We start from the raw sequence: 20,739 nt of genomic DNA, 5'->3' as shown, positions 1-20,739 counted from the left end.
GGTTGTACAATTCAGTTGATTATAGCAGAGATAGTCGGAGCTATAAAGATAGGCCTACAATCCTCAAGTCTTACTAAACGTGGAATGGGAAAGCAAATGATAAATCTAATCCTTTGTTTCTTCTAACCATTCTGTAATGGAACTCCAGTGTTCATCACTTTGTTCACCGAAAGCTTCATGATCGGTTTCCATTTTATCAAGCAAGATCGAAAGACTTTCTTCCTCGACTGTTTCAATGAGAGGAAAGTTTGCTTGTTCTTGATTCGCTAAAAGAAGGCCAAGGCTCTCCTCGGGGTCCTCTTTCATGGTTTGATACCCTTTCTCGGCTGCGCGCCAGAACGCTTCAACAGTTTCTGATTGTCCATTGTGCATCTGTTCATTCGTAATCAGGACCAATTCATAGTAAGACGGAACGCCATAATCAGTAGGGTTCAAATAGTTGATATCATACCCCTCGTGCTTTAATACAGGGAACTCATGGTTAATATAGGCACCAATAATAGCATCTGTTCGCTCGGTCATAATCGCAGGCCCAAGCTCAAAGCCGATATCGACCATTTTTACTTTTGAGAAGTCTCCGCCATCCGTTTCAACCATTGTTTTTAAAATTTGTTCATTTAATGGAATGCCAGGATATCCGACCGTCTTTCCCTCAAGATCACGCGGACTCTTAAAGTCTTTATCTGCCAAGAACATTACATGATTCAATGGACTCCGGACAATCGGTGCCACTGCTTTAATAGGGAGACCTGCCTGTTGTGCGGTGATAATATCAGGCTGATAACTTAGCGCAAAATCAAGCTCACCTGCTGCGGTAAGATTAATTGGATCAGTTGGATTGGCTGGGAAGATAATGTTAACGTCAAGTCCTTCTTCCTCAAAGTAGCCATTCTCGATCGCAACATATAAAAAGGTATGAACAGCATTTGGATACCAATCGAGCATAATGTTTACTTCATCTAGTGAGTCTGTATCACTTGCGTTTGTTTCATTGGAAGCCCCGCAGCCTGTGAGCAAAACTGCGCTTAATAGAAAGAAAGCAAGTCCTTTTAATTTAGTCATGTTGATTCCTCCATCGTAATAAATATCGTTCAAGTAGTGTAATCAGTAAAAATCCAGTCATGCCTATTAAAGAGAGCCAGACAATCGGAGCAAATACACCTGGCCCATCAAATTGGGTCATCATCCGTCTGCTGAAATAACCAAGACCAGCTTCAGCGCCAAGCCACTCTCCAATAGCTGCTCCGACAACGCTTAACGGGATCGCAACTTTCATGCCTGATAAAAAGGATGGCATGCTAGAAGGGACATAGAGCTTAAAGAACATGGCAACCGGACTGGCCTTCATTGTCAAAAATAATTCTCGTAACTCTTTTGGCGTTGATTTAAGGCCATCAAAAGTATTGACTGTAATCGGAAAGAACGTAATTAAGACCGTAACGACTACCTTACTCCAGATCGAATAGCCAAACCAAAGCACAAAGATAGGAGCAAGTGCAATGATTGGGATCGTTTGTGAAACGACTAACAGGGGATAGAGCGCTTTTTCGACGACTTTAAAACGATGCATCAAGATTGCCACGCTCACACCTCCCACAGTAGAGATCATTAGTCCTATGAGAACGACCTCTAAAGTGGCAGGGAGGTGAATAAACATTAGCGTAGAATTAAGCTCTATCAATTTATGAAAGATGGCCACTGGACCTGGAATGAGATAAGGTTTAGCGATTAGGACTGCAATCATCTCCCACATCCCAAAAAGAAGGAGCAGGAGGAGAGTAGGCGCTAGGTATTTTTTCACCATTTTACTTAGCCTCCATGAAGAGCGTTTGCAGGATTCGTTGTTTATGATCGACTAACACTTTGGATTCTCTTCTAGGGTGAGGTTCTGCAAGGGTAATCTCTTCATATTCTGCAAGTGGAGTGGACGGAAAGACAAAAATACGATCACTTAATCTAAGAGCCTCGTCAATATCATGGGTGACAAGAATGGTCGTTAATTCGAGCTTCTGACACATCTCTTGCAACCAATCTTGCATATGAAGCCTTGTGATCGCATCTAGAGCGCTAAATGGCTCATCTAAAAGCAACACGCGACAACCACCAATGATCGCTCTTAAAAAGGAGACACGCTGCCTCATGCCTCCTGAGAGCTCGTTTGGGTAATGCTCTTGTGTACCTTCTAAACCGAAGTCGGAGAAATAGGGTGCGGCTAATCCTCTAGCCTTCTTCTTTTTGACACCTTTTAATTCAAGAGGGAGAGTGACGTTATCTAAAACAGTCCTCCATTCAAGCAAAAGGTCCCGTTGCGGCATGTAGCCGATTTGAATGTCTTGATTCAGTTCATAAAGGATTTGTCCTTGCTGTGGCCTTTCTAATTCTGTTAATAGGCGAAAAATCGTACTTTTTCCAGCCCCACTTGGAGCAAGGATCGAGAGGAAATCTCCTTCTCTGACAACCATATTTAGTCGTTGAATGGTTGGGGTCTCTTTTTTTGGATAAGTAAACGTCAGGTCCCGTATTTCAAGTAGATTAAAGGACATGTGCTGGCCAAGTCTCCTCGTTATAGGACATCTCCCAGAACATGTACTCAAAGCGACTCGTATGAAGGAAGATCTCTTCAAGTCGTGTAAGTTCATTCTCTGGTAAGCCTTCTGCTAGTTGATCAATCAATTTGATTAACCAATCAGAAATCTCGCCAAATTCTTCAGACTGATACATTGTGACCCATTCACCGTAAAATTCATGCTCCATCGCACCAGGGATCTCAGCAAGCTTCTTGCCAATTTCATAATAGCTCCATGCACAAGGAAGAATCGCTGTCACGAGGTCGATTAACGAGCCGCGCTCAGAAACGCTTAGCATATAACTGCTATAAGCAAGAGCCATAGGAGCAGGTTGAGTGTCTTCTAATTCATCATTTGAGATTCCTAGTTTTGCAGCATATTGACGGTGTAGGTCCATTTCGACATTAAGTGTCGCATCAAGCATTTTTGCAAACATCGACATATGTTCAAGTGAGGTCGCCTTCATGCTTGCAAGAGCAAATAGCCTTGCATAATCGATGAGATACACATAATCTTGCTTCATAAAAAATTTAAACTTCTCAAGATTAAGACTGCCATCACCAATCCCTTGTACGAAAGGGTGGTTGTGACTAGCCTCCCAAATAGGTTGGGCTTTATCGTGTAAACGTTGTGAAAATGACATGTAGATGTCCTCCTTGTATGTGTAATAGCTTGGGCTAGCTTGTGGGGTACGCAAATAAAGCGGGTGTTCGCTCATAAATCGTAGTAGGTCGCACCTATATCGAAAATCTTGCTCATAAGTTGGTTGCTTTCACGCATAACGCCCTTTATTCGCTCATAAAGGGCCTTTCCTCGCACATAAAAGCAAAATAGCGCACATAACTCCCGCAGCATATAAAGTGATTCTATGTGTGTGCTAAGGCCTTTTCGTACTGCACCACTCGTAAATGAATGTAAGTAAGGTTTTCGTGTAGCTAAGTAGTTGATCAATGGATACTTGCTCATCTACTGCATGAGCGTGGGTTAGTTCGCCTGGTCCATAGATAACGGTAGGAATCTTAGCCTCGCCCAACCACCCACCGTCTGTAACTGTTGAAGACATCCCAACTGAAGTAGGGGAGCCGAATCTCTTTGTATGTGCTTGCTGCAACAGCTTCAGACCATCCCACTCTGGGTCGATCTTTAATGCTGGGAAAATCTCGCCACGATCTTCAATCATGGACGTGCCACCCCAACGAAAAAGTGGGGGGTGTTCTTTAAGCCAGGGATCAGCAGATGCAACGGCTAGGAGATGCTCTTCAATTTCACGAGTGACATCCTGATACGTTTCATTTGGGTAATAGTGAACAGTGATCCATAGCGAACATTCATCGGCAATAAACGCAGCATGACGTCCTCCTTCAATGACGGCTGGATTGATTGTATTCATCCCAGGAGGGAAGCCTGGGTAAATCTTAGTGACGGCCCAATGACGCTCCAGCTCCGCAAGTCCTGTAATCATTTTTGTCATCTTTTCAATCGCGCTAGCCCCGTGTACCCCACCACCAGCATGAATCATATTCCGTCGTAAGCCATCATGATAGGTTTTGGGACTCTTTATCGTGACCCACCCTGTGATCACGCCTCCTTGTCCATGAATCTCACAATTACTTGTATCAGCGACAATGGCAAAGTCAGCGCTATACCCGCGTTCGCAGCATTCTTTTGTACCAGCTTCACCAACCTCTTCACCGATGACTGATTGCACGAGTAAGTCTCCAGGCAATTGAATCCCAGCCTCATCTATTAGCTTCACAGCAAACAAACAAGCTGCTAATCCACCTTTCATATCGGCAACTCCACGACCAAAAACAGTTCTGTCAATGGTAGTTGTGGTAAATGGAGGGTAGGTCCAATTCTCATCTTCTGCGACTGAAGCTACATCAATATGCCCGTTTAACAGTAAGCTCTGATGTTGGTTGGTTGCACTCCCGTTTTTTATAGCTACGACATTAGGGTCATTCGGGTACACATCCCACTGATCAATCTCAAATCCTGCGTCTGCTAAATAATGAGCAATGAATTGTTGCGCTTCTTTTGTGTTTCTAGCAGGAGGGCTCTCTGTTTGGTATTCTACGAGTCTCTTAAGTAAGCTAAGTAATTCTTCTTCGCGTTCGTCAACGAGGTCTACTAATTGATCAAGATCATTCAACAAAGGACACTCCTTTCGATGTTCCACACAAAAAAACCACTTCTAGCGATAGAAGTGGTTGATAAACGTCGTATGTACATGAGTGAATAATTGTCTAAGGGCATACTAAACAATTAATTAGTCACAAGAGATTGAACGCTCTCACCACTTCCCTACGCTAGTATTATCTAGATCAGGTAAATAGGGTTAAGGCATCAAACCTCTCTCAGCAATTGTGCACCCCTAGTGGTCGATCTATGCAGTTGTTAATACATTCTTGATAGTTGAAACTATTAACAAAGTATCATACTTTTCAAAAGGATACAACAGCCGTTTCATGAAAAAAAGCGAAGAGAGCTTGTCTCTTCGCTTTTATGGACTGTTCTTAGTTAACAGCGTCTTTCAGTTGTTTACCTGGCTTGAATGCTGGGTTCTTAGTTGCTGGGATTTCAATTTCTTCACCAGTTTGTGGGTTACGGCCTTTACGAGCAGAACGCTCACGTACTTCAAAGCTTCCGAAACCAACTAGTTGAACTTTACCACCTTCAACAAGTGCATTAGTGATGCTGTCAAATACAGCGTCTACTGCTTTAGAAGCATCTTTCTTAGAAAGGTCTGCTTGCTCTGATACTGAATTAATTAGATCTGTTTTGTTCATGAAAAAAACTCCCTTTCATACCTTGTTTTGAAAAACGAATGAAGAAATGAATGATTGCTTCTTCGTTTGTTCGATTGGATTTATTAAGTCTCCCAACAAGCTAAAATAACCTGCCACTCAAATTTACTCATGAAACCCCAATGGTGTCAATACTTTGAGGGTAAATTAAAGCATTAAAAGGCAATTTTTCCACTCTTTTTGACAATTCGACAACAAAATAGACAAGAAATCGAGACTTTTGACGTGGAGGGAACAAAAAAAGCCCGAGCAGCTAGCTTGGGCTTCGTTCTACATTTTTCTTACTTTAAATGAACTTACCATCATTAATGCTAGAATAACTGTTATAAACATAAAGCTATATGCTTCGAGCATTGGTACGAGTAATGAAGAGAAGGTAAGAATACATCCTGCTGCAGTGATTGGTAGACCGACAAAGAATCCATGACTTTCCATCACATTAAATCGAGCTAAGCGAATGGCTCCACAAATTATAAAAATAATCGCGAAAATTGCCCCAACCGAGCCAAATTCGTGTAAAATAGCTTGATGAATCAATAATGCAGGTGCAACCCCAAAGGAAACAATGTCACTTAAAGAATCAAGTTGCTTTCCAAATTCAGACGTACATTGAAAACGTCTCGCCGCTGCCCCGTCTAGTCGGTCACAAACTGCTGCAATGGTAATAAATAATAAACCCATACGTAATTCATTTTGCAAGACAAAAATGATCGATAACGCACCTAGACCGAGGTTCATCAGGGTTAGTATATTTGCAATTTGGCCTTTGGCTTTTTTGATCGTTTGATCGAGATGTTCTAAAAGGAACATTCATTTCACTCCTTAACGCTAGTGGTGGTGGATCGTAACCACGCTAACGCCCTTTATAAATAAATATCATACCACATAAGATGGGTTTTCACTAGGGAAGGAAGTCATTAAAACCGCACTATTTTTGTCATAATTTGGAGGGTCTCATGGTAAAAAAATCATTATATCGTCTGTTTGTAGAATTATCAAATCATAAATTCAATTCATATTTGTTACGGCGGTTTGCTACAGCGCCTATTAGTAAAAGGTTTAATCGTTCATTTACATCTACTTTTGGTTTAAATGAACAAGAGATGAAAGAGCCAATTGAATCCTATAAAAGCTTGCATGAATTGTTCATTCGTGAGTTGAAATCAACTAGTCGACCAATCGATGAGTCACCTAATAGCTTGGTTAGTCCCGTAGATGGCATTCTTGCTGAACAGCATCTATTATCACCGGGGGTCACATTTTCTGTAAAAGGGCAAGATTATACGATTGAAGAGATGCTTGGATCAAAAGAGGCAGCGACAAAGTATGATGGGGGAGTCGTAATGGTGCTTTATTTAAGTCCAAGCCATTATCATCGTATTCATAGTCCCATCTCAGGTGAAATACTGAAACAATGGACGCTCGGTGGCAGGTCTTATCCAGTGAACAACTGGGGTTTAAAGTACGGTAAAAAGCCTTTATCAAGAAACTATCGCGTGATCACCGAAATTGGTGTAGAGGGCAAACGTCTTGCCGTTGTCAAAGTAGGGGCAATGAACATTAACACAGTAGAGCTGACTCATTCAGGACAATCAGTGAAACGAGGCGAAGAACTGGGATACTTCTCTTTTGGTTCCACGGTCGTCTTAGTGGCTGAAAAAAATATGATTGAGCTTGCAGATAAGGAAACACCTTCTGAGGTGAAAATGGGTGAGAAGTTAGTTCAAGTGAATCGTTAAGGTAAAAGAATGCTCTTAATCAGAAGAGCCCCTTTGGTTATCAAGGGGCTCTTCTTCATGGTTTATTTCACGTTAGCTTGTAAACCAACTAAAACCATAATACGTTCCTATTGCAAAGACAACAATCCACGCAACGAGGCTAATCGTCATCCACCAAGTGGCAGCTTGTTTTTTGGCACCTAAAGCAAGAGCCATGAGAATCGTTAAATGGGTGCCTAAAATGAGCGGTCCACCAATTGATAATCCCGGTAGACCATAACGATTCCAAACTCGTTTCGCGCGTTCTTGACGCTTTGTAGCGGGCTTTTCTTCTATACCTTTCTTCTCGCGACGGCGTATTCTCCATTCTTCAAACTTCTCATAAAAGATCACGACAAGTAGAACCGTTAGCATGTTACCTACGAATCCAACAATTGAAACAAGAACGGGGTTTAAGCCGCGAATAATTCCGATTGGAATGACCACAATGGCTTCAAGCCAAGGGGTTGCTGCTGCTAAGAAAATCAAGGTGTACTCCAGTAATAATTGAAACATATTCCCTCCATAAACTTCCTTTTACTAAAAGTAGTGTAGCATGTTTTTACTAATCGTTCTATTATTCAAGAAAGAGCCCCACCATGTATAAATGGGGGACTCCTAAGACTGAAGCAATTTACTTAATTGCTTCCTTTCATTTTCTTTTCATACATTTTCTTTAAGTCATCTTGTGAACTCTTCTCCCACAATGGAACCCCTACACGATAAGCGGAGCGGCCCATCATCATACCAGCTACAGGAGCTGTTAAGAAAACGAATAGGATCGTTAGCAGTAACTTTCCGACAAATTGTCCCTGAGTTAGAAGGAAAAATAGGAAAGTAGCAAACATGATCGAAATTACGCCGAGTGTTGCGCTCTTTGTCGCAGCATGTAAGCGTCCGTATACATCTGGAAAGCGAATGATCCCGATCGAACCTAGAAGGCTAAGAAAGCCACCTAAAAGGACGAAAAGGCTAATGATAATCTCAGCCGCGGTCAAAGACAACACCCCTTTCAATAAATTTAGAAAGCGCAATTGAACCAATGAAGGCTAGAATACTGATAACAAGAACAACTTCGGAGTATGCTAATGTTTCTTGCAGCATCATTATGATTCCGATGAAGCCGATCAAGTTAATACCAAACGTATCAAGCGCTACGATGCGGTCAGACATCGTAGGCCCAATTAATGTACGAATAAAGCAAATAAATAAAGAGATAGACATGACCACTAATACAATCATTAATAAGGAGTGAAACATATTACTTGGTCACCTCCAAAATTGCACGCTCAAACGTATTGTGAATTTCTTTAATCATTGCTTCTTTATTTGGAACGTCAATCGCATGAATGTAAATATACTTATTATCATCTGAGAAATCCATCGAAAGCGTACCAGGTGTAAGAGAGATGAGAGAAGCTAGTAAGCTTAACTCCCAATCTGTTTTTAACTTGGTAGGAACAGCTACAATTCCTGGTTGGATATTCATCTTAGGGCTTAAAACGATTTTAATAACGTCGATGTTGGCAAGAATCAACTCTTTAAAGAACAAGCCGATCAGCTTAATAATGGCCCATACACGACGAATGTAAAAATCAAATCGTAAGAAGCGACGAAGAACGAATAAAATTAAGATCCCAACAACATACCCAATGAAGAAGTCTACACCTGTATAGCTATTTTGAAAGTTGACCCAGATGATCGCAATGACAATGTTTAAAAGTATTTGAAAAGCCATAGCAACTACTCCTTAAGTACAGATTCGATATAAATCGTTGGGTCTAAAATTTGTTCTGCAACTTGCAATGAATATTGGAAAATTGGCTCTGCTGCAAAACCTAGAATGATCGTTAATGCCACAAGTGGAACGATTGGCAACAAGAGCTTTCCAACTTTATAATTTGCTTGCTCTTCTGTATGTTTCTGCTCGCCCCAGAATGCATAGATGAAAATCTTCATCATCGAGAAGAGGGTGAGTAGACCAACTGCTAGTGCCACCGCAGCAATGATGTAGTTCTCTTCTAAGAATGCGGCTAGAATGAGCGCAAACTTACTAAAGAATCCACTTAGAGGCGGGATACCGGCAAGAGAGATGGCTGATATAAAGAACATCCACGCAAGCCAAGGGTGCGTTTTAAGTAAGCCACCCATTTTCTTCAAATCGGTTGTACCTGTAATCTTCTGTGTTGCCCCGGCAAATAAGAACAGGGCTGCTTTTACGATAATGTGATGGGCAATGTAGTAAATTGCACCAGCAATCGCAAGTTGTGTGTAAATACCAAGCCCCATCACCATGTAACCAACCTGACTAATGATGTGATAAGAAAGGATTCGTTTGAAGTCAAATTGTGAAACGGCTCCAAGAACCCCAAAGAACATGGTCAGACCAGCTAAGATCAAGATAAGGGTGTGAGTAAATCCTGGGTCATGTGTGAAGATTAGGGTGAATGTACGCATAATCGCATAAATACCAACCTTCGTTAACAATCCCCCAAATAATGCGGCAATGGCAGCTGGCGGACCATAGTAAGAACGTGGTAGCCAGAAGTAAAGAGGGAATAATCCACCCTTCATTGCAAAGACAAGTAAGAATATTACCGCAATGACGTTTAATACGCCTGTCTGCTCAAGCTGGCCGACTTTAACAGCTAGATCAGCCATATTTAATGTTCCCGTAATAGAGTAGATGTACGCGACTCCGACGAGGAACAAGATTGAAGCAAAAACATTGATAATCACATATTTTAAAGACTCTCGTAATTGATACTTTGTTCCACCAAGTACGATTAAGATGTAAGAAGAAATGAGCATCACTTCGAAGAACACAAATAGATTAAATAAGTCTCCTGTAAGAAATGCTCCGTTAACCCCTGCAAGTAAGAAGAAGTAGAACGGATAGAAATAAAACTTCTCACGCTCTGATGAGATTGTCTGAAAAGCAAAGAATAAACAGACAACCCCAACAATACTTGAGAGAATGACCATCATCGTTGCGAACATGTCAGCAACTAAAACAATACCAAATGGTGCTTGCCAGTTACCAAGTTCAAGCACGCCAATGCCTTCTTGATACACATGTATGGCAAGATAGATCGATACCAATAACATGGCAATTGCAGTAAATCCACTAATCACACGCTGTAAGCTATGATTTTTAGCGAATAAAATGAGAAACGTACCTACAATAAATGGGATTAGAATCGGTAGTATGATTAAGTTATTCATCTGCAGATCCCCTTAATTGGTCTAAATCATCCGTCTTGTGTTCCTTGTACGTACGGTACGCAAGAACAAGTAAGAATGATGTGACCCCAAAACTAATAACAATCGCTGTTAAAATTAATGCTTGTGGCAAAGGATCACTATATGTGCTTGCCTCAAGACCAAGTAGTGGTGGTGCACCTCTTTGTAAACCGGCCATCGTCAATAGTAATAGATGGGCGCCGTGTGAAAGTAAAATCAATCCTACAATCACTCGGAGTATACTTTTTGTAAGAATTAAATACGTTCCGACCATAAAGAGGACACCAACAGTGATGGACATTAATATTTCCATTACATATCATCCTCCGCAATCGTAAGAATTATCGTAAGCGCGATACCAACAACAACAAGGTAAATCCCTAAATCAAAGGGAAGCGCCGTTGTTAATTCGGTTTCACCTAATATCGGTATTTGATAGTACTCAAAGTATTGCGTTAAAAACGGATCGCCTACTAGAAAACCACCAAACCCTGTGAAAATCGCAAGAAGCAATCCAAATGCGATCATTTTTGTGAAATCAAACGGGATTGCTTTTTTAATGCTCTTCATATCAAAGCCTAGATACATCAAAAGAAGGGCACTTGCCGTCATTAATCCTCCGATAAATCCTCCGCCGGGGTTGTTATGTCCGGCGAAGAAGAGGTATACGGAAAATGCAAGGATGATGAATGTCACAACACGAGTGACTGAATGAAGAAGGACATCATTTGAGTTTATTTTCTTCACACATCTTCCCTCCCTGTCATTCGTAACTTAATTAAAGCAATAACACCTAATGCTGCAATTCCTAGAACAAGGACCTCAAGTAAAGTATCGAGTCCACGGAAATCAACTAGGATCACGTTAACCATGTTGTAACCACCAGCAAGTTCCTTCGAGTTCTCAACAAAGAATTGAGAAATTGGCTCAATTCCAGCTTCATTTCCAAGGGCTAAAGAACTTAGCGCAATCGCAGTGACAAGGAAACCGACTCCTATAGAAATCACAAGGTTTACAATGTTAAATCGTGGCTTGAATTCTTCTTTACGTAATTCAGGTAAATGGTAGAACGCAAGCATTAATAACAATACGGTTACTGTTTCAACTAGCAATTGCGTTAAGGCTAGGTCTGGCGCGCGGAACACAACAAAGAATAAAGCTAGTAAGAAACCGATAATCCCTACGACCACAACAGCGGTAATACGCTTGTTGATGAACGGGATTGATATCGTTGCTGCAATAAAGACGATCGTTAACACCCAAATATAAGGGGCGATTTCTGATACATTCGTCGTATCAATGGTAAACGCATCGTAACGAATCATCGTGTACGTGAGTAAAAGAATCATGAACACTGTCATATAGGCGAAATAATCGCGCAATAGACCAGTCATTTGAATTCTTGTCACAGCTTGCGAACCAGTAATGACACCGCTAAGGGAGTTGTCATAAAACCAGTTTAATGGGTCGCGTTCTTTCATATAGAAAGCAGTCTTTGCCCAGTTTTTCATCAATAAGAATAAGATGATTCCTAGAGCAACAACACCCATTGTCATGAATAATTCAGCATTAAATCCATGCCACATATAAATGTCGACATAGAATACTTCACCATCAGCTAACAATGTAGGCAAGATCGCCTGCATGGCCGGCTCAATAATCGTATAAGCCAAAATGTTCGGGAAGAAACCAAAGACGATAACAAGTGATCCTAAAATAACCGGACTAATAAGCAGCCCAATAGGAGCTTCATGCACTTTCACATCATAGTTTTCTGGCTTGAATTTCCCTGTAAAGGTTTTAAAGAACATAATTAAACAGTACAAGAATGTAAATACACTAGCAATCCAAGCGACAACGACAATGATGATACCGAATGTTTTCATATTAAAGGCATTCATCTCGGTTGCACGAAGAAGCGCTGTGAAGAACATTTCCTTACTCAAGAACCCGTTAAATGGAGGTAGACCTGCCATTGATGCTAGTCCTATTAAGGAAACAGTAAAGGTTACTGGCATAATCGCCATCAATCCACCGAGCTTGCGAATATCGCGTGTGCCGGTTTCATGATCAATAATCCCAGCGGTCATAAAGAGACTTCCTTTAAATGTTGCATGGTTAATCAAGTGGAAGATCGCAGCCATAATCGCAAAGGAATAGAACGCTGGATCGACACTATCTCCAAAGTAAATCGAAGCTGAACCTAGACCAAGTAAAGTCATAATTAACCCAAGCTGGCTGACTGTTGAAAAGGCCAGGATTCCTTTTAGGTCCTTTTGTCTGACGGCGGATGTAGAGCCCCATAGGAGGGTGACGACACCAAACCCAGTCAGAAGCCAGAACCATTCAGGAGCACCGCCAAATACAGGCGTAAGACGTGCTACAAGGTAGATCCCTGCTTTAACCATCGTTGCTGAGTGTAAGTACGCACTAACTGGCGTTGGTGCTTCCATGGCATCTGGTAACCAGATGTGGAATGGAAATTGTGCAGATTTTGTAAATGCACCAAGTAGTACAAGAATCATTGCTGGTAAGAATAATGTACTAGACGTTACTAGATCAACATTCTCGATAATGCCACGAATACTGAATGTGCCAGTCATTACATAAAGCAATGAAAAACCACCAAGCATCGCAAATCCACCAAATACAGTGATCAGCATCGATTTTTGTGCACCGTATGTAGATTTTTCACGGTGGTACCAATAACTAATTAATAGCGATGATGCTAAACTTGTTAATTCCCAAAATACATAAAGGACAATAAGGTTATCGGATAAGACAACCCCAAGCATAGCCCCCATGAACATGAGAAGGTACACATAGAAATTGTTCAGGCTTTCGGTCTTCTTTGATAAGTAGAAGATCGAATAGAGGATAACAAGTGTTCCAATACCGGTAATGAGTAGGGCAAATAAAAGACTTAAACCGTCAACGAAGACAGTAAAGTTTATTCCAAGGGATGGTACCCAAGGAACGGTGTGCTCAATGACGCCACCAGATGAGGTCACTGAAAGGTATTGAATGAAATAGATAAATAGTACAAGTGGGAGTACTAATACAAACCAACCTGTATGAATCCGTCTAGCGTATTTGTACAGAAATGGGATCAAAATAGCTAATAGAAAAGGCGAAATCGTAGCCCAATGTAATACGGTCAAATCACATACCTCCTTAAATAGTTACTAGTAGAATTGGTTGGGCCCTATAGTATTTATCCTCTTATCCGTATTTGAAAACCGAACAATTCTTAGACTATGTAGAATTATAACCTAATTTAAATCAGCGTGCATCCTTGCAGCCCTTAGTGTCACCTGCTTTTATAGATTTTATTAAATATGAAGAAAGGCGAAAAATTTAAGCGAAATTTTTTTGGTTTGATCGTATTTTTAAGCGTTTACGTAAATGTAGGATTTCCAAAATTCGTGATGGATGTATATTTTTTGGTAGATAACGACACCCTATTAAAAAAGATCAATAGGGAATGGTGGTTAGATGTCTACTAAAAGAAAAAGCATCATAAGTGGGCTCATCTTTGCGTTTATTTTGGTAGCTGGAATTTTTGCGAATGGATTCAATGAAGAAATGACGGAAGAGAGAATCAAAAATATACCAGGACAAGTGGGAGTACAGCAATATAGAGAAGGCTCTCCGAGATTTGGACCAAGAGAGTATTTACGTATACTTGAAACAGAAGGCTGGCTACACGAAGAAGAAGGAGAGCACCCTAATTAGGGTGCTCTCCTTCTTCACTATGGTAACAACATTTACTTAGTCTGTCTTGTCTTGGGGTGAGTCTTCAAGAAGTCATGAAGAGATTTTAATTTTGTCTGAAAGTGAACGTCTACTAATTTCCATATTGATTAGTTCAATAAAATCAGGGCTCAAGTCAAGCTCGATTGCTTTGTAATACGTTTCAATTAAAAGTTCATCGGATAAATTGTTCATCATCTCTCACTACGAAAGCAGTGAGCTCACCTCCTTAGACATTCAAATTAGGAAAAATTCTAGTTCTATTTGAGTTTTTATATTCATATCATGTAGGTTGCCTTGTCTGTACCTAAATATTACCACGTCTTCTAAAAGAGAACAATCGTTCTTATTATCCACATTTATACGTGGATAACTTGTGGGTTAATTGTTTATTGATGGAAAAAATCCTTATAAATAGAAGTGTAATAAGTGTATAACGTTATCCACAGTGTAGAGGGGTGGCAGAATTTGTCGAAAAGTATTTTAAGGTTTTTTTAACCCTATTCAAGAGGGTTATTTAATTAAATGAAGGAAATGCGTTGAAAATTTTTAAATGTGACGGTATAGTTATGGTTTGACTACGTTTATTAATGGAAACATTTGCCCACCAAATTATTTTGCAGTGGGTTCCAATAAAATAATGACAGCGAAGTTGGTTGTTAATGAGGTGAACTGATGATTAAAAACCTGTTGCCAAATAAGTATGTGAAAAGTATTTTTGAAATTAATTTAGAAGAATTAAAAGAGATGGGCATTAAAGGTGTCATTACCGACTTAGACAATACACTTGTAGAATGGGATCGTCCAGAAGCAACGCCAGAGGTTCGTGAATGGTTTAAAAAGCTTCAAGAATATGGCATGAAGGTGACGATTGTCTCCAATAATAGTAGAAGAAGAGTACAAGCCTTCTCTGACCCTGAGAAAGTGGTTTTTATTCATAATGCAAGAAAACCGATGCGAAGAGCATTTAGACAAGCATGTCGTCAAATGGAAACTGTACCGGATGAAACGGTCGTTGTCGGAGATCAAATTTTCACAGATGTGCTAGGTGGAAATCGTGCAGGGCTGCAAACGATTCTGGTCGTACCGGTAGCTAAAACAGATGGGATCGCCACAAAGCTCAATCGCCGCATGGAACGTGTCGTTCTAAACTGGATGAGAAAACGTGGATTGATCCAATGGGAGGAGTAGAGATGGAAGAAACAGTCATTACATGTGCTGGTTGTGGAGTTGAGATCCAAACCGAAGATAAACAAGCGTTAGGCTATGCACCAAAGTCAGCCTTAGAAAGAGATGTTATCATTTGCCAACGTTGCTTTCGTTTAACTCATTATAATGAGGTGCAAGATGTATCATTAACAGATGATGACTTCTTGAAATTATTAAACACATTAGGTCATACCGATTCTCTCATTGTGAAAGTCGTAGATATTTTTGATTTTAATGGCAGCTGGTTACCTGGTTTGCATCGCTTTGTGGGAAACAATGATGTTTTGCTAGTCGGAAATAAAGTCGACTTATTGCCTAAATCATTAAAACGCAATCGTCTCATTAACTGGATGAAAAAATCAGCAAAAGAAAACGGCTTAAAACCAGTTGATGTTCTTCTAATGAGCGCCGACAAAGGAGAAGGTGTTCTTGAGATCGCCTCGGAGATTGATCGTTTGCGTGATGGGCGTGATGTTTATGTCGTGGGTTGTACAAATGTAGGGAAATCAACGTTTATTAACCGGATTATAAAGGAATTTGGTGGAGACACAGAACAGTTGATCACGACATCTCATTTTCCTGGAACTACATTAGATATGATTGATATTCCACTTGATGATGGATCGGCCCTTTACGATACACCTGGCATCATCAATCATCATCAGATGGCCCATTTTGTAGATAAAAAAGAATTGAAGGAAATCACTCCTAAAAAAGAAATTAAACCAATGGTCTTTCAATTAAATGAAGGACAAACCCTATACTTTGGGGGTATGGCTCGCTTTGATTTCGTTTCTGGTAATCGTTCTTCTTTCACATGCTTTACTTCTAACGATCTTAAGATCCACCGTACAAAACGTGATAAAGCGGACGAGCTATATAAAAACCATCTAGGAGAGCTTTTAACTCCTCCTGGTCAGGAAAGCGTACTTGATTTTCCGCCACTTGTTAAACACGAGTTTACCATTAAAGAAGTAAAGAGTGATATTGTTATTTCAGGACTTGGGTGGATTACTATCAATGATCGCAATGTGAAAGTGGAAGCCTATGCACCTAAGGGTGTTGGAGTGTCCATTCGTGAATCGATTATCTCGTAAAGATAGAGGGGAGCGGTTAACATGGGGAAGCGTTTTGGATTGATCGGGCATCCGGTTGAGCATTCGATGTCACCAGTAATGCATAATGATGCCTTTCGTTCATGTCAGATTGATGCAACGTACGAGGCGTTTGATGTTGGAGCAGGTGATTTAGAAGAAGTAGCAGAGAAGCTACGGAGTGGGGAGTTAGATGGTGTCAATGTAACGATTCCTCATAAAGTGGCGATTATGAACTTTCTTGATGAAATCGATAGAGATGCCGAAGTGATCGGAGCGGTTAATACGATTGTTCGCAAAGGTGAGAAGCTGATTGGCTATAATACTGATGGTGCAGGGTATTGGGAGTCTCTCGTCTCTTATCTGCCGCATGATACAAGTGCCTTAAATGTCCTTGTGATCGGGGCAGGAGGGGCATCGCGTGCTATATGTGCAGCCTTTTTAAATGCGGGGGTCGCTCATTTAGTTGTAGCGAATCGTACCGAAGAAAAGGCAGCTACTCTTTTAAACCTTATCAATACGAAGCAACAATCAACAGAGGCTTGTTCATTGGCTGAAGCTAAAACAAAGTTAGACCAGTTTGATGTGGTCATAAACACGACCTCAGTTGGAATGAGTCCTCATACAGACCAATTGCCGCTCTCACTTGACAAGCTAAAAAAAGAAGCTGTTGTCAGTGATTTAATTTATAATCCGATGGAGACTGCTTTTTTAAAAGAAGCAAAGGCCAAAGGAGCAAAAACAGTAAATGGGGTCGGGATGTTTGTTAATCAAGGTGCATTGTCTTTTGAGCATTGGACAGGGGTAAAGCCGGATCGCACACGAATGACAAACATTGTGACCGATAAACTTGGAGGGTAACACATTATGTTAACAGGTAAACAAAAACGTTTCTTACGATCAAAAGCACATCACTTAACACCGATTTTTCAAGTTGGTAAAGGTGGAGTCAATGAGAACATGATTGCGCAGATCGATGATGTTCTAGAATCAAGAGAATTAATTAAAATAAGCATTCTGCAAAATTGTGAATTTGATAAAGATAAAGTAGCGACTGAATTATCGAAAGGCGCAAAAGCTGAGCTTGTACAAGTAATCGGGAACACGATTGTTCTTTATAAGGAATCAAAAGAAAATAAAGAAATCGTTCTTCCTTAGTTCATAATAAGGATGAAAGGAGTGTGTAGATGTGAGGCGAATTGGACTTTTCGGAGGAACCTTTGATCCTCCTCACCTAGGTCATATGATGCTTGCCGAGGAAGTGCGGGTTGCTTGCGGGCTTGATGAGGTCTGGTTCATACCGGCATCTACTCCTCCACATAAAAAACGGCCTGACATGTCTTCGATTGATGAACGTCTTGAAATGGTCTCAGTCGCGACAAGAAGCAATCCGTTTTTTTTCGTTTCTTCTATTGAAAAAGATAGAGGTGGGCGTTCTTATACGATTGATACAGTGAAGCAATTAAAAAAAGAATATCCAAGTGTGGAATTCTTTTTTATCATAGGTGGAGATATGGTAGAATCACTTTCAAGTTGGGTAGGCATTGATGAGCTCGTTCGCTTGATTACATTTATTGGTGTGAATAGGCCCGGTGCTAAGCCATCTGCGGCATACAGTGAGCGTGTTCAACATGTGGATTTTGCCCAAGTTGATCTATCCTCTACAGCTATAAGAGAAAGAGTACGAGAAGGAAAGTCGATTCGCTATATGGTGCAAGATGAAGTAGCGACGATGATAAGGGAGAGTGGGTTATATGGAGAGGGAACTGGCACTTCTGACCGTTAAACCTCACTTAACAGAGCACAGATATCAGCATACACTCGGTGTTGTCGATACGGCTGTAGAATTAGCGCAACGGTTTGGGGCGAATGTAGAAAAAGCACAGCTTGCTGCTATTTTTCATGATTACGCTAAATTTCGTGATAAATCAGAAATGCGTGCTCTAGTAAAATCGACTTTAATCGAGAAAGATATTCTTCACTACGGAGATGAATTACTTCATGCGTCTTGTGGGGCATACTATGTAAAAGAAGAAGTGGGCATTACAGATGACGAGGTACTAGGTGCCATCCGTTATCATACAACTGGTCGTCCGGATATGACATTGCTTGAAAAAGTCGTTTTCCTTGCAGATTATATTGAACCTGGGCGACAATTTAGAGGTGTGGAAGAGGTAAGAGAGGTGGCTCGACTAGATCTAGATGAAGCGATTATTCAATCACTTGAGAATACCATTTCTTTTTTAATGAAGCGACGCCAGCCTGTATACCCGGACACGCTAAACACATATAATAAACTAATTATAACAAGAAGGAGTCATGCATAAATGAATGAATCAAAATTATTAACGCTTGCAATCAATGCAATTGATGATAAGCGTGCTGAGAATATCGTGGGACTAAATATGAAGGGGATTTCTTTAATTGCTGATTATTTTGTCATTTGCCACGGTAATTCTGAAAAGCAAGTACAAGCAATCGCGCATGAGTTAAAGAAGGTTGCTCAAGAAGAGGGGATTGAAATTAAACGACTTGAAGGCTTTGATCAAGCTCGTTGGGTACTTGTTGATCTTGGAGATGTTGTTGTACACGTTTTCCATAAAGATGAGCGTACGTATTATAACCTTGAGAAGCTTTGGGGAGATGCACCTACAGTTGAAATTGAAGGGGTTCTAAATTAATGGAATTAAAACCTGGCTATACAGTGACTCTTGAAGTAGCTCGTAAGGCGAAGTTTGGTTACTTTCTAAGCGATGGTAAGACGGATATTCTTATGCATGAAAATGATGTAGAAGAAGAAGTTGAGATTGGAAGCCATATTGAGGTGTTCTTGTATCATGATCATCAAAACAGGTTATCAGCAACGACGAAAAAGCCTCTTATACAAGGTGAAGGATTCGCTTGGCTTGAAGTCGTCTCTGTAAAAACAGGTCATGGTCTTTTCTTATTCAACGGTATCTCGCGTGATTTATTCTTATCAATGGACGAGTTACCAAGTGATCGAAACCTTTGGCCTAAGCCTGGTGATAAACTGCCAGTATCCTATACTTGGGATAAAAAAGGCCGTCTCATGTCACGTCTCGTTAAAGGGCAACCGATTGAAGAGCAATCTGTACGTGCAACTGAGGACATGATGAGTAAAGAAGTAAAGGGCCATGTCTATCATTATTTAGATGAAGGGGCTGCTATTTTTACAGAAGAAGGGTATTTAGCGTACCTTCATGATAATGAAATGATAAAAGAGCCTCGTTACGGGGAAGAAGTGACGGTCCGTGTCATTTACGTTCGTGAAGACGGTCGTATTAACGTGACGATGCATCCACTTCGCTCAGAGCGTCAAGAAGATGATGCGGAGAAGCTAGTGCGTTATATGGAAGAGAGAGGCGGTCAAATGCCTTATTGGGATAAATCGCAACCAGAAGACATTAAACATCGTTTTAATCTTAGTAAAGCAGCCTTTAAGCGTGCATTAGGTAAATTGCTGAAAGAGAAGAAAATTGAGCAGCGCGAAGGCTGGACATACTTAAAGGAGAAAAAATGAATTATCAAGCCTTTGCAACACTGTACGACCACTTGATGGCAGACGCTCCCTACGATGAGTGGGTTGCTTTTACAAAACGGTCATTAGGAGTGGATTCCTTACAAGGGTTGTCCGTCTTAGATGTCGGTTGTGGCACCGGTGAGCTGTTGATTCGTTTACTTCAAGAAGGGGCAGATGTCACTGGAGTGGACCTCTCAAGTGAAATGCTTGTTGTCGCTCGTGATAAATGTGCAGCGATAAAAAAGCATCCACTCCTCTTACATCAGGATATGCGGAATTTAGAGGAGCTTGGGCAGTTTGATATTGTCACCATTTATTGTGACTCGCTTAACTATTTAGAGACGCCAGAAGACGTAAAGGCCACCTTTGCATCTGTGTATAACCAATTGCCAGAAGGTGGACTGTTGTTATTTGATGTCCATTCGACCACAAAAGTAGAAGAGGGCTTCGTTGGTCAGACTTTTGCTGATGCAGATGACGAAATTTCCTATATCTGGCATTCGTTTGCAGGGGAGCACGAAGCCAGTGTTGAACATGAATTAACGTTCTTTGTTCAAGATGACAATGGCTCGTACAATCGCTATGATGAGCTTCATAAACAGCGAACGTATTCGATCAGTGACTACACATCATGGTTAGAGGGAGCTGGATTCACAGTTGAGGAGATATCATCTGATTTCAATGAAAATCTTCCAACGGATAAAAGTGAGCGAATCTTTTTTGTGGCTCGAAAAAAATAAAAAGGATATCGTAGCTTCATGTCGAAAT

The 20,739-nt window shown here is 40.7% G+C and carries 27 protein-coding genes and 1 riboswitch; of the genes, 11 read left to right on the top strand and 16 right to left on the bottom strand.

Annotated elements, in window-relative coordinates:
• Positions 1-105: 105 nt before the first annotated feature.
• From AB3N04_RS04365 to pssA, 7 genes are all read right to left on the bottom strand, one after another.
• Positions 106-1,062, bottom strand: coding sequence for an ABC transporter substrate-binding protein (locus AB3N04_RS04365; RefSeq protein ID WP_368504889.1), 957 nt, complete (start codon positions 1,060-1,062; stop codon positions 106-108).
• A complete protein-coding gene (locus AB3N04_RS04360; protein WP_368504888.1) occupies positions 1,055-1,804 on the bottom strand; it encodes an ABC transporter permease in 750 nt (249 codons plus the stop codon). Before AB3N04_RS04360 ends, AB3N04_RS04365 begins: the two co-directional genes overlap by 8 nt.
• A gap of 1 nt (position 1,805) precedes the next feature.
• Positions 1,806-2,543: an ABC transporter ATP-binding protein gene (locus AB3N04_RS04355; RefSeq protein ID WP_368504887.1), complete on the bottom strand. Its 738-nt coding sequence runs from the start codon at positions 2,541-2,543 to the stop codon at positions 1,806-1,808.
• Positions 2,533-3,210 carry a thiaminase II gene (gene tenA / locus AB3N04_RS04350; protein ID WP_368504886.1) on the bottom strand — a complete coding sequence of 226 codons (678 nt, stop codon included), beginning with the start codon at positions 3,208-3,210 and terminating at the stop codon, positions 2,533-2,535. Before tenA ends, AB3N04_RS04355 begins: the two co-directional genes overlap by 11 nt.
• A 234-nt stretch (positions 3,211-3,444) precedes the next feature.
• Positions 3,445-4,722: an acetylornithine deacetylase gene (locus AB3N04_RS04345; RefSeq protein WP_368504885.1), complete on the bottom strand. Its 1,278-nt coding sequence runs from the start codon at positions 4,720-4,722 to the stop codon at positions 3,445-3,447.
• A gap of 129 nt (positions 4,723-4,851) precedes the next feature.
• Positions 4,852-4,953: riboswitch (TPP riboswitch) on the bottom strand.
• 130 nt (positions 4,954-5,083) lie between these two features.
• The gene (locus AB3N04_RS04340; RefSeq protein WP_317120361.1) at positions 5,084-5,356 is read right to left on the bottom strand and encodes an HU family DNA-binding protein; all 273 of its coding nucleotides are present in this window, start codon (positions 5,354-5,356) and stop codon (positions 5,084-5,086) included.
• A gap of 288 nt (positions 5,357-5,644) precedes the next feature.
• Complete coding sequence (pssA, locus tag AB3N04_RS04335) at positions 5,645-6,184, bottom strand: CDP-diacylglycerol--serine O-phosphatidyltransferase (protein ID WP_317120362.1); 540 nt, start codon at positions 6,182-6,184, stop codon at positions 5,645-5,647.
• Positions 6,185-6,330: 146 nt separating this feature from the next.
• Here pssA and AB3N04_RS04330 point away from each other — a divergent pair, with 146 nt between their 5' ends.
• Positions 6,331-7,113 carry a phosphatidylserine decarboxylase gene (locus tag AB3N04_RS04330; protein WP_368504884.1) on the top strand — a complete coding sequence of 261 codons (783 nt, stop codon included), beginning with the start codon at positions 6,331-6,333 and terminating at the stop codon, positions 7,111-7,113.
• Between the two features lie 72 nt (positions 7,114-7,185).
• Here AB3N04_RS04330 and AB3N04_RS04325 read toward each other — a convergent pair whose 3' ends face one another.
• From AB3N04_RS04325 to AB3N04_RS04290, 8 genes are all read right to left on the bottom strand, one after another.
• A complete protein-coding gene (locus AB3N04_RS04325) occupies positions 7,186-7,647 on the bottom strand; it encodes a small multi-drug export protein (RefSeq protein ID WP_368504883.1) in 462 nt (153 codons plus the stop codon).
• 122 nt (positions 7,648-7,769) lie between these two features.
• On the bottom strand, positions 7,770-8,129 hold the full coding sequence (gene mnhG / locus AB3N04_RS04320) for a monovalent cation/H(+) antiporter subunit G (RefSeq protein WP_368504882.1): 360 nt from the start codon (positions 8,127-8,129) through the stop codon (positions 7,770-7,772).
• Entirely contained in the window at positions 8,116-8,391 is a 276-nt protein-coding gene (locus AB3N04_RS04315) for a Na(+)/H(+) antiporter subunit F1 (RefSeq protein ID WP_368504881.1), read from the bottom strand. Before AB3N04_RS04315 ends, mnhG begins: the two co-directional genes overlap by 14 nt.
• Before the next feature lies 1 nt (position 8,392).
• A complete protein-coding gene (locus AB3N04_RS04310) occupies positions 8,393-8,869 on the bottom strand; it encodes a Na+/H+ antiporter subunit E (RefSeq protein ID WP_368504880.1) in 477 nt (158 codons plus the stop codon).
• Between the two features lie 5 nt (positions 8,870-8,874).
• A complete protein-coding gene (locus AB3N04_RS04305) occupies positions 8,875-10,356 on the bottom strand; it encodes a Na+/H+ antiporter subunit D (RefSeq protein WP_368504879.1) in 1,482 nt (493 codons plus the stop codon).
• Complete coding sequence (locus tag AB3N04_RS04300) at positions 10,349-10,687, bottom strand: Na(+)/H(+) antiporter subunit C (protein WP_317120369.1); 339 nt, start codon at positions 10,685-10,687, stop codon at positions 10,349-10,351. The genes AB3N04_RS04305 and AB3N04_RS04300 overlap by 8 nt, the downstream gene beginning before the upstream one ends.
• Positions 10,687-11,121 (bottom strand): Na(+)/H(+) antiporter subunit B, encoded by a 435-nt coding sequence (locus AB3N04_RS04295; protein ID WP_368504878.1) that lies wholly within the window; start codon positions 11,119-11,121, stop codon positions 10,687-10,689. Before AB3N04_RS04295 ends, AB3N04_RS04300 begins: the two co-directional genes overlap by 1 nt.
• Entirely contained in the window at positions 11,118-13,535 is a 2,418-nt protein-coding gene (locus tag AB3N04_RS04290; protein WP_368504877.1) for a Na+/H+ antiporter subunit A, read from the bottom strand. The genes AB3N04_RS04295 and AB3N04_RS04290 overlap by 4 nt, the downstream gene beginning before the upstream one ends.
• A gap of 334 nt (positions 13,536-13,869) precedes the next feature.
• Between AB3N04_RS04290 and AB3N04_RS04285 the strand changes: the two genes are divergently transcribed.
• Positions 13,870-14,109 carry a hypothetical protein gene (locus AB3N04_RS04285; RefSeq protein ID WP_368504876.1) on the top strand — a complete coding sequence of 80 codons (240 nt, stop codon included), beginning with the start codon at positions 13,870-13,872 and terminating at the stop codon, positions 14,107-14,109.
• 72 nt (positions 14,110-14,181) lie between these two features.
• Here the strand turns inward: AB3N04_RS04285 and AB3N04_RS04280 are convergent, their stop codons facing one another.
• The gene (locus AB3N04_RS04280; RefSeq protein ID WP_368505988.1) at positions 14,182-14,322 is read right to left on the bottom strand and encodes a sporulation histidine kinase inhibitor Sda; all 141 of its coding nucleotides are present in this window, start codon (positions 14,320-14,322) and stop codon (positions 14,182-14,184) included.
• A 480-nt stretch (positions 14,323-14,802) separates the two neighbouring features.
• Here AB3N04_RS04280 and AB3N04_RS04275 point away from each other — a divergent pair, with 480 nt between their 5' ends.
• The 9 genes from AB3N04_RS04275 to AB3N04_RS04235 are packed head-to-tail and all read left to right on the top strand — an operon-like array spanning position 14,803 to position 20,711.
• The gene (locus tag AB3N04_RS04275; RefSeq protein ID WP_317120373.1) at positions 14,803-15,318 is read left to right on the top strand and encodes a YqeG family HAD IIIA-type phosphatase; all 516 of its coding nucleotides are present in this window, start codon (positions 14,803-14,805) and stop codon (positions 15,316-15,318) included.
• A 2-nt stretch (positions 15,319-15,320) separates the two neighbouring features.
• Entirely contained in the window at positions 15,321-16,433 is a 1,113-nt protein-coding gene (gene yqeH, locus AB3N04_RS04270; protein WP_368504875.1) for a ribosome biogenesis GTPase YqeH, read from the top strand.
• Positions 16,434-16,454: 21 nt separating this feature from the next.
• Positions 16,455-17,291 carry a shikimate dehydrogenase gene (gene aroE, locus AB3N04_RS04265; protein WP_368504874.1) on the top strand — a complete coding sequence of 279 codons (837 nt, stop codon included), beginning with the start codon at positions 16,455-16,457 and terminating at the stop codon, positions 17,289-17,291.
• A 6-nt stretch (positions 17,292-17,297) separates the two neighbouring features.
• Positions 17,298-17,588 (top strand): ribosome assembly RNA-binding protein YhbY, encoded by a 291-nt coding sequence (gene yhbY, locus AB3N04_RS04260; protein WP_317120376.1) that lies wholly within the window; start codon positions 17,298-17,300, stop codon positions 17,586-17,588.
• Positions 17,589-17,619: 31 nt separating this feature from the next.
• A complete protein-coding gene (locus tag AB3N04_RS04255) occupies positions 17,620-18,216 on the top strand; it encodes a nicotinate-nucleotide adenylyltransferase (protein ID WP_368504873.1) in 597 nt (198 codons plus the stop codon).
• Positions 18,185-18,757 (top strand): bis(5'-nucleosyl)-tetraphosphatase (symmetrical) YqeK, encoded by a 573-nt coding sequence (gene yqeK, locus AB3N04_RS04250; RefSeq protein WP_368504872.1) that lies wholly within the window; start codon positions 18,185-18,187, stop codon positions 18,755-18,757. The genes AB3N04_RS04255 and yqeK overlap by 32 nt, the downstream gene beginning before the upstream one ends.
• The gene (gene rsfS, locus AB3N04_RS04245; RefSeq protein WP_368504871.1) at positions 18,758-19,111 is read left to right on the top strand and encodes a ribosome silencing factor; all 354 of its coding nucleotides are present in this window, start codon (positions 18,758-18,760) and stop codon (positions 19,109-19,111) included.
• Positions 19,111-19,971, top strand: a complete 861-nt coding sequence (locus AB3N04_RS04240; protein ID WP_368504870.1) for a S1 RNA-binding domain-containing protein — start codon at positions 19,111-19,113, stop codon at positions 19,969-19,971. The genes rsfS and AB3N04_RS04240 overlap by 1 nt, the downstream gene beginning before the upstream one ends.
• Complete coding sequence (locus AB3N04_RS04235) at positions 19,968-20,711, top strand: class I SAM-dependent methyltransferase (RefSeq protein ID WP_368504869.1); 744 nt, start codon at positions 19,968-19,970, stop codon at positions 20,709-20,711. Before AB3N04_RS04240 ends, AB3N04_RS04235 begins: the two co-directional genes overlap by 4 nt.
• Positions 20,712-20,739: the final 28 nt, after the last annotated feature.

It is taken from the genome of Alkalihalophilus sp. As8PL (assembly GCF_040939795.1).
In the GTDB taxonomy this organism is placed as follows: Bacteria; Bacillota; Bacilli; order Bacillales; family Bacillaceae_D; genus Alkalihalophilus; species Alkalihalophilus lindianensis.
The sequence above is the reverse complement of the archived record's forward strand: the minus strand, read 5'-3'. Positions and strand labels throughout refer to the sequence as shown.

Excerpts from the sequence above, each read along its gene's own strand:
- AB3N04_RS04365 (WP_368504889.1), bottom strand. The coding sequence starts at position 1,062 with ATGACTAAATTAAAAGGACTTGCTTTCTTTCTATTAAGCGCAGTTTTG.
- AB3N04_RS04360 (WP_368504888.1), bottom strand. The coding sequence starts at position 1,804 with ATGGTGAAAAAATACCTAGCGCCTACTCTCCTCCTGCTCCTTCTTTTT.
- AB3N04_RS04355 (WP_368504887.1), bottom strand. The coding sequence starts at position 2,543 with ATGTCCTTTAATCTACTTGAAATACGGGACCTGACGTTTACTTATCCA.
- tenA (WP_368504886.1), bottom strand. The coding sequence starts at position 3,210 with ATGTCATTTTCACAACGTTTACACGATAAAGCCCAACCTATTTGGGAG.
- AB3N04_RS04340 (WP_317120361.1), bottom strand. The coding sequence starts at position 5,356 with ATGAACAAAACAGATCTAATTAATTCAGTATCAGAGCAAGCAGACCTT.
- pssA (WP_317120362.1), bottom strand. The coding sequence starts at position 6,184 with ATGTTCCTTTTAGAACATCTCGATCAAACGATCAAAAAAGCCAAAGGC.
- AB3N04_RS04330 (WP_368504884.1), top strand. The coding sequence starts at position 6,331 with ATGGTAAAAAAATCATTATATCGTCTGTTTGTAGAATTATCAAATCAT.
- AB3N04_RS04325 (WP_368504883.1), bottom strand. The coding sequence starts at position 7,647 with ATGTTTCAATTATTACTGGAGTACACCTTGATTTTCTTAGCAGCAGCA.
- AB3N04_RS04315 (WP_368504881.1), bottom strand. The coding sequence starts at position 8,391 with ATGTTTCACTCCTTATTAATGATTGTATTAGTGGTCATGTCTATCTCT.
- AB3N04_RS04310 (WP_368504880.1), bottom strand. The coding sequence starts at position 8,869 with ATGGCTTTTCAAATACTTTTAAACATTGTCATTGCGATCATCTGGGTC.
- AB3N04_RS04305 (WP_368504879.1), bottom strand. The coding sequence starts at position 10,356 with ATGAATAACTTAATCATACTACCGATTCTAATCCCATTTATTGTAGGT.
- AB3N04_RS04300 (WP_317120369.1), bottom strand. The coding sequence starts at position 10,687 with ATGGAAATATTAATGTCCATCACTGTTGGTGTCCTCTTTATGGTCGGA.
- AB3N04_RS04285 (WP_368504876.1), top strand. The coding sequence starts at position 13,870 with ATGTCTACTAAAAGAAAAAGCATCATAAGTGGGCTCATCTTTGCGTTT.
- AB3N04_RS04280 (WP_368505988.1), bottom strand. The coding sequence starts at position 14,322 with ATGAACAATTTATCCGATGAACTTTTAATTGAAACGTATTACAAAGCA.
- AB3N04_RS04275 (WP_317120373.1), top strand. The coding sequence starts at position 14,803 with ATGATTAAAAACCTGTTGCCAAATAAGTATGTGAAAAGTATTTTTGAA.
- yqeH (WP_368504875.1), top strand. The coding sequence starts at position 15,321 with ATGGAAGAAACAGTCATTACATGTGCTGGTTGTGGAGTTGAGATCCAA.
- aroE (WP_368504874.1), top strand. The coding sequence starts at position 16,455 with ATGGGGAAGCGTTTTGGATTGATCGGGCATCCGGTTGAGCATTCGATG.
- yhbY (WP_317120376.1), top strand. The coding sequence starts at position 17,298 with ATGTTAACAGGTAAACAAAAACGTTTCTTACGATCAAAAGCACATCAC.
- yqeK (WP_368504872.1), top strand. The coding sequence starts at position 18,185 with ATGGAGAGGGAACTGGCACTTCTGACCGTTAAACCTCACTTAACAGAG.
- rsfS (WP_368504871.1), top strand. The coding sequence starts at position 18,758 with ATGAATGAATCAAAATTATTAACGCTTGCAATCAATGCAATTGATGAT.
- AB3N04_RS04240 (WP_368504870.1), top strand. The coding sequence starts at position 19,111 with ATGGAATTAAAACCTGGCTATACAGTGACTCTTGAAGTAGCTCGTAAG.
- AB3N04_RS04235 (WP_368504869.1), top strand. The coding sequence starts at position 19,968 with ATGAATTATCAAGCCTTTGCAACACTGTACGACCACTTGATGGCAGAC.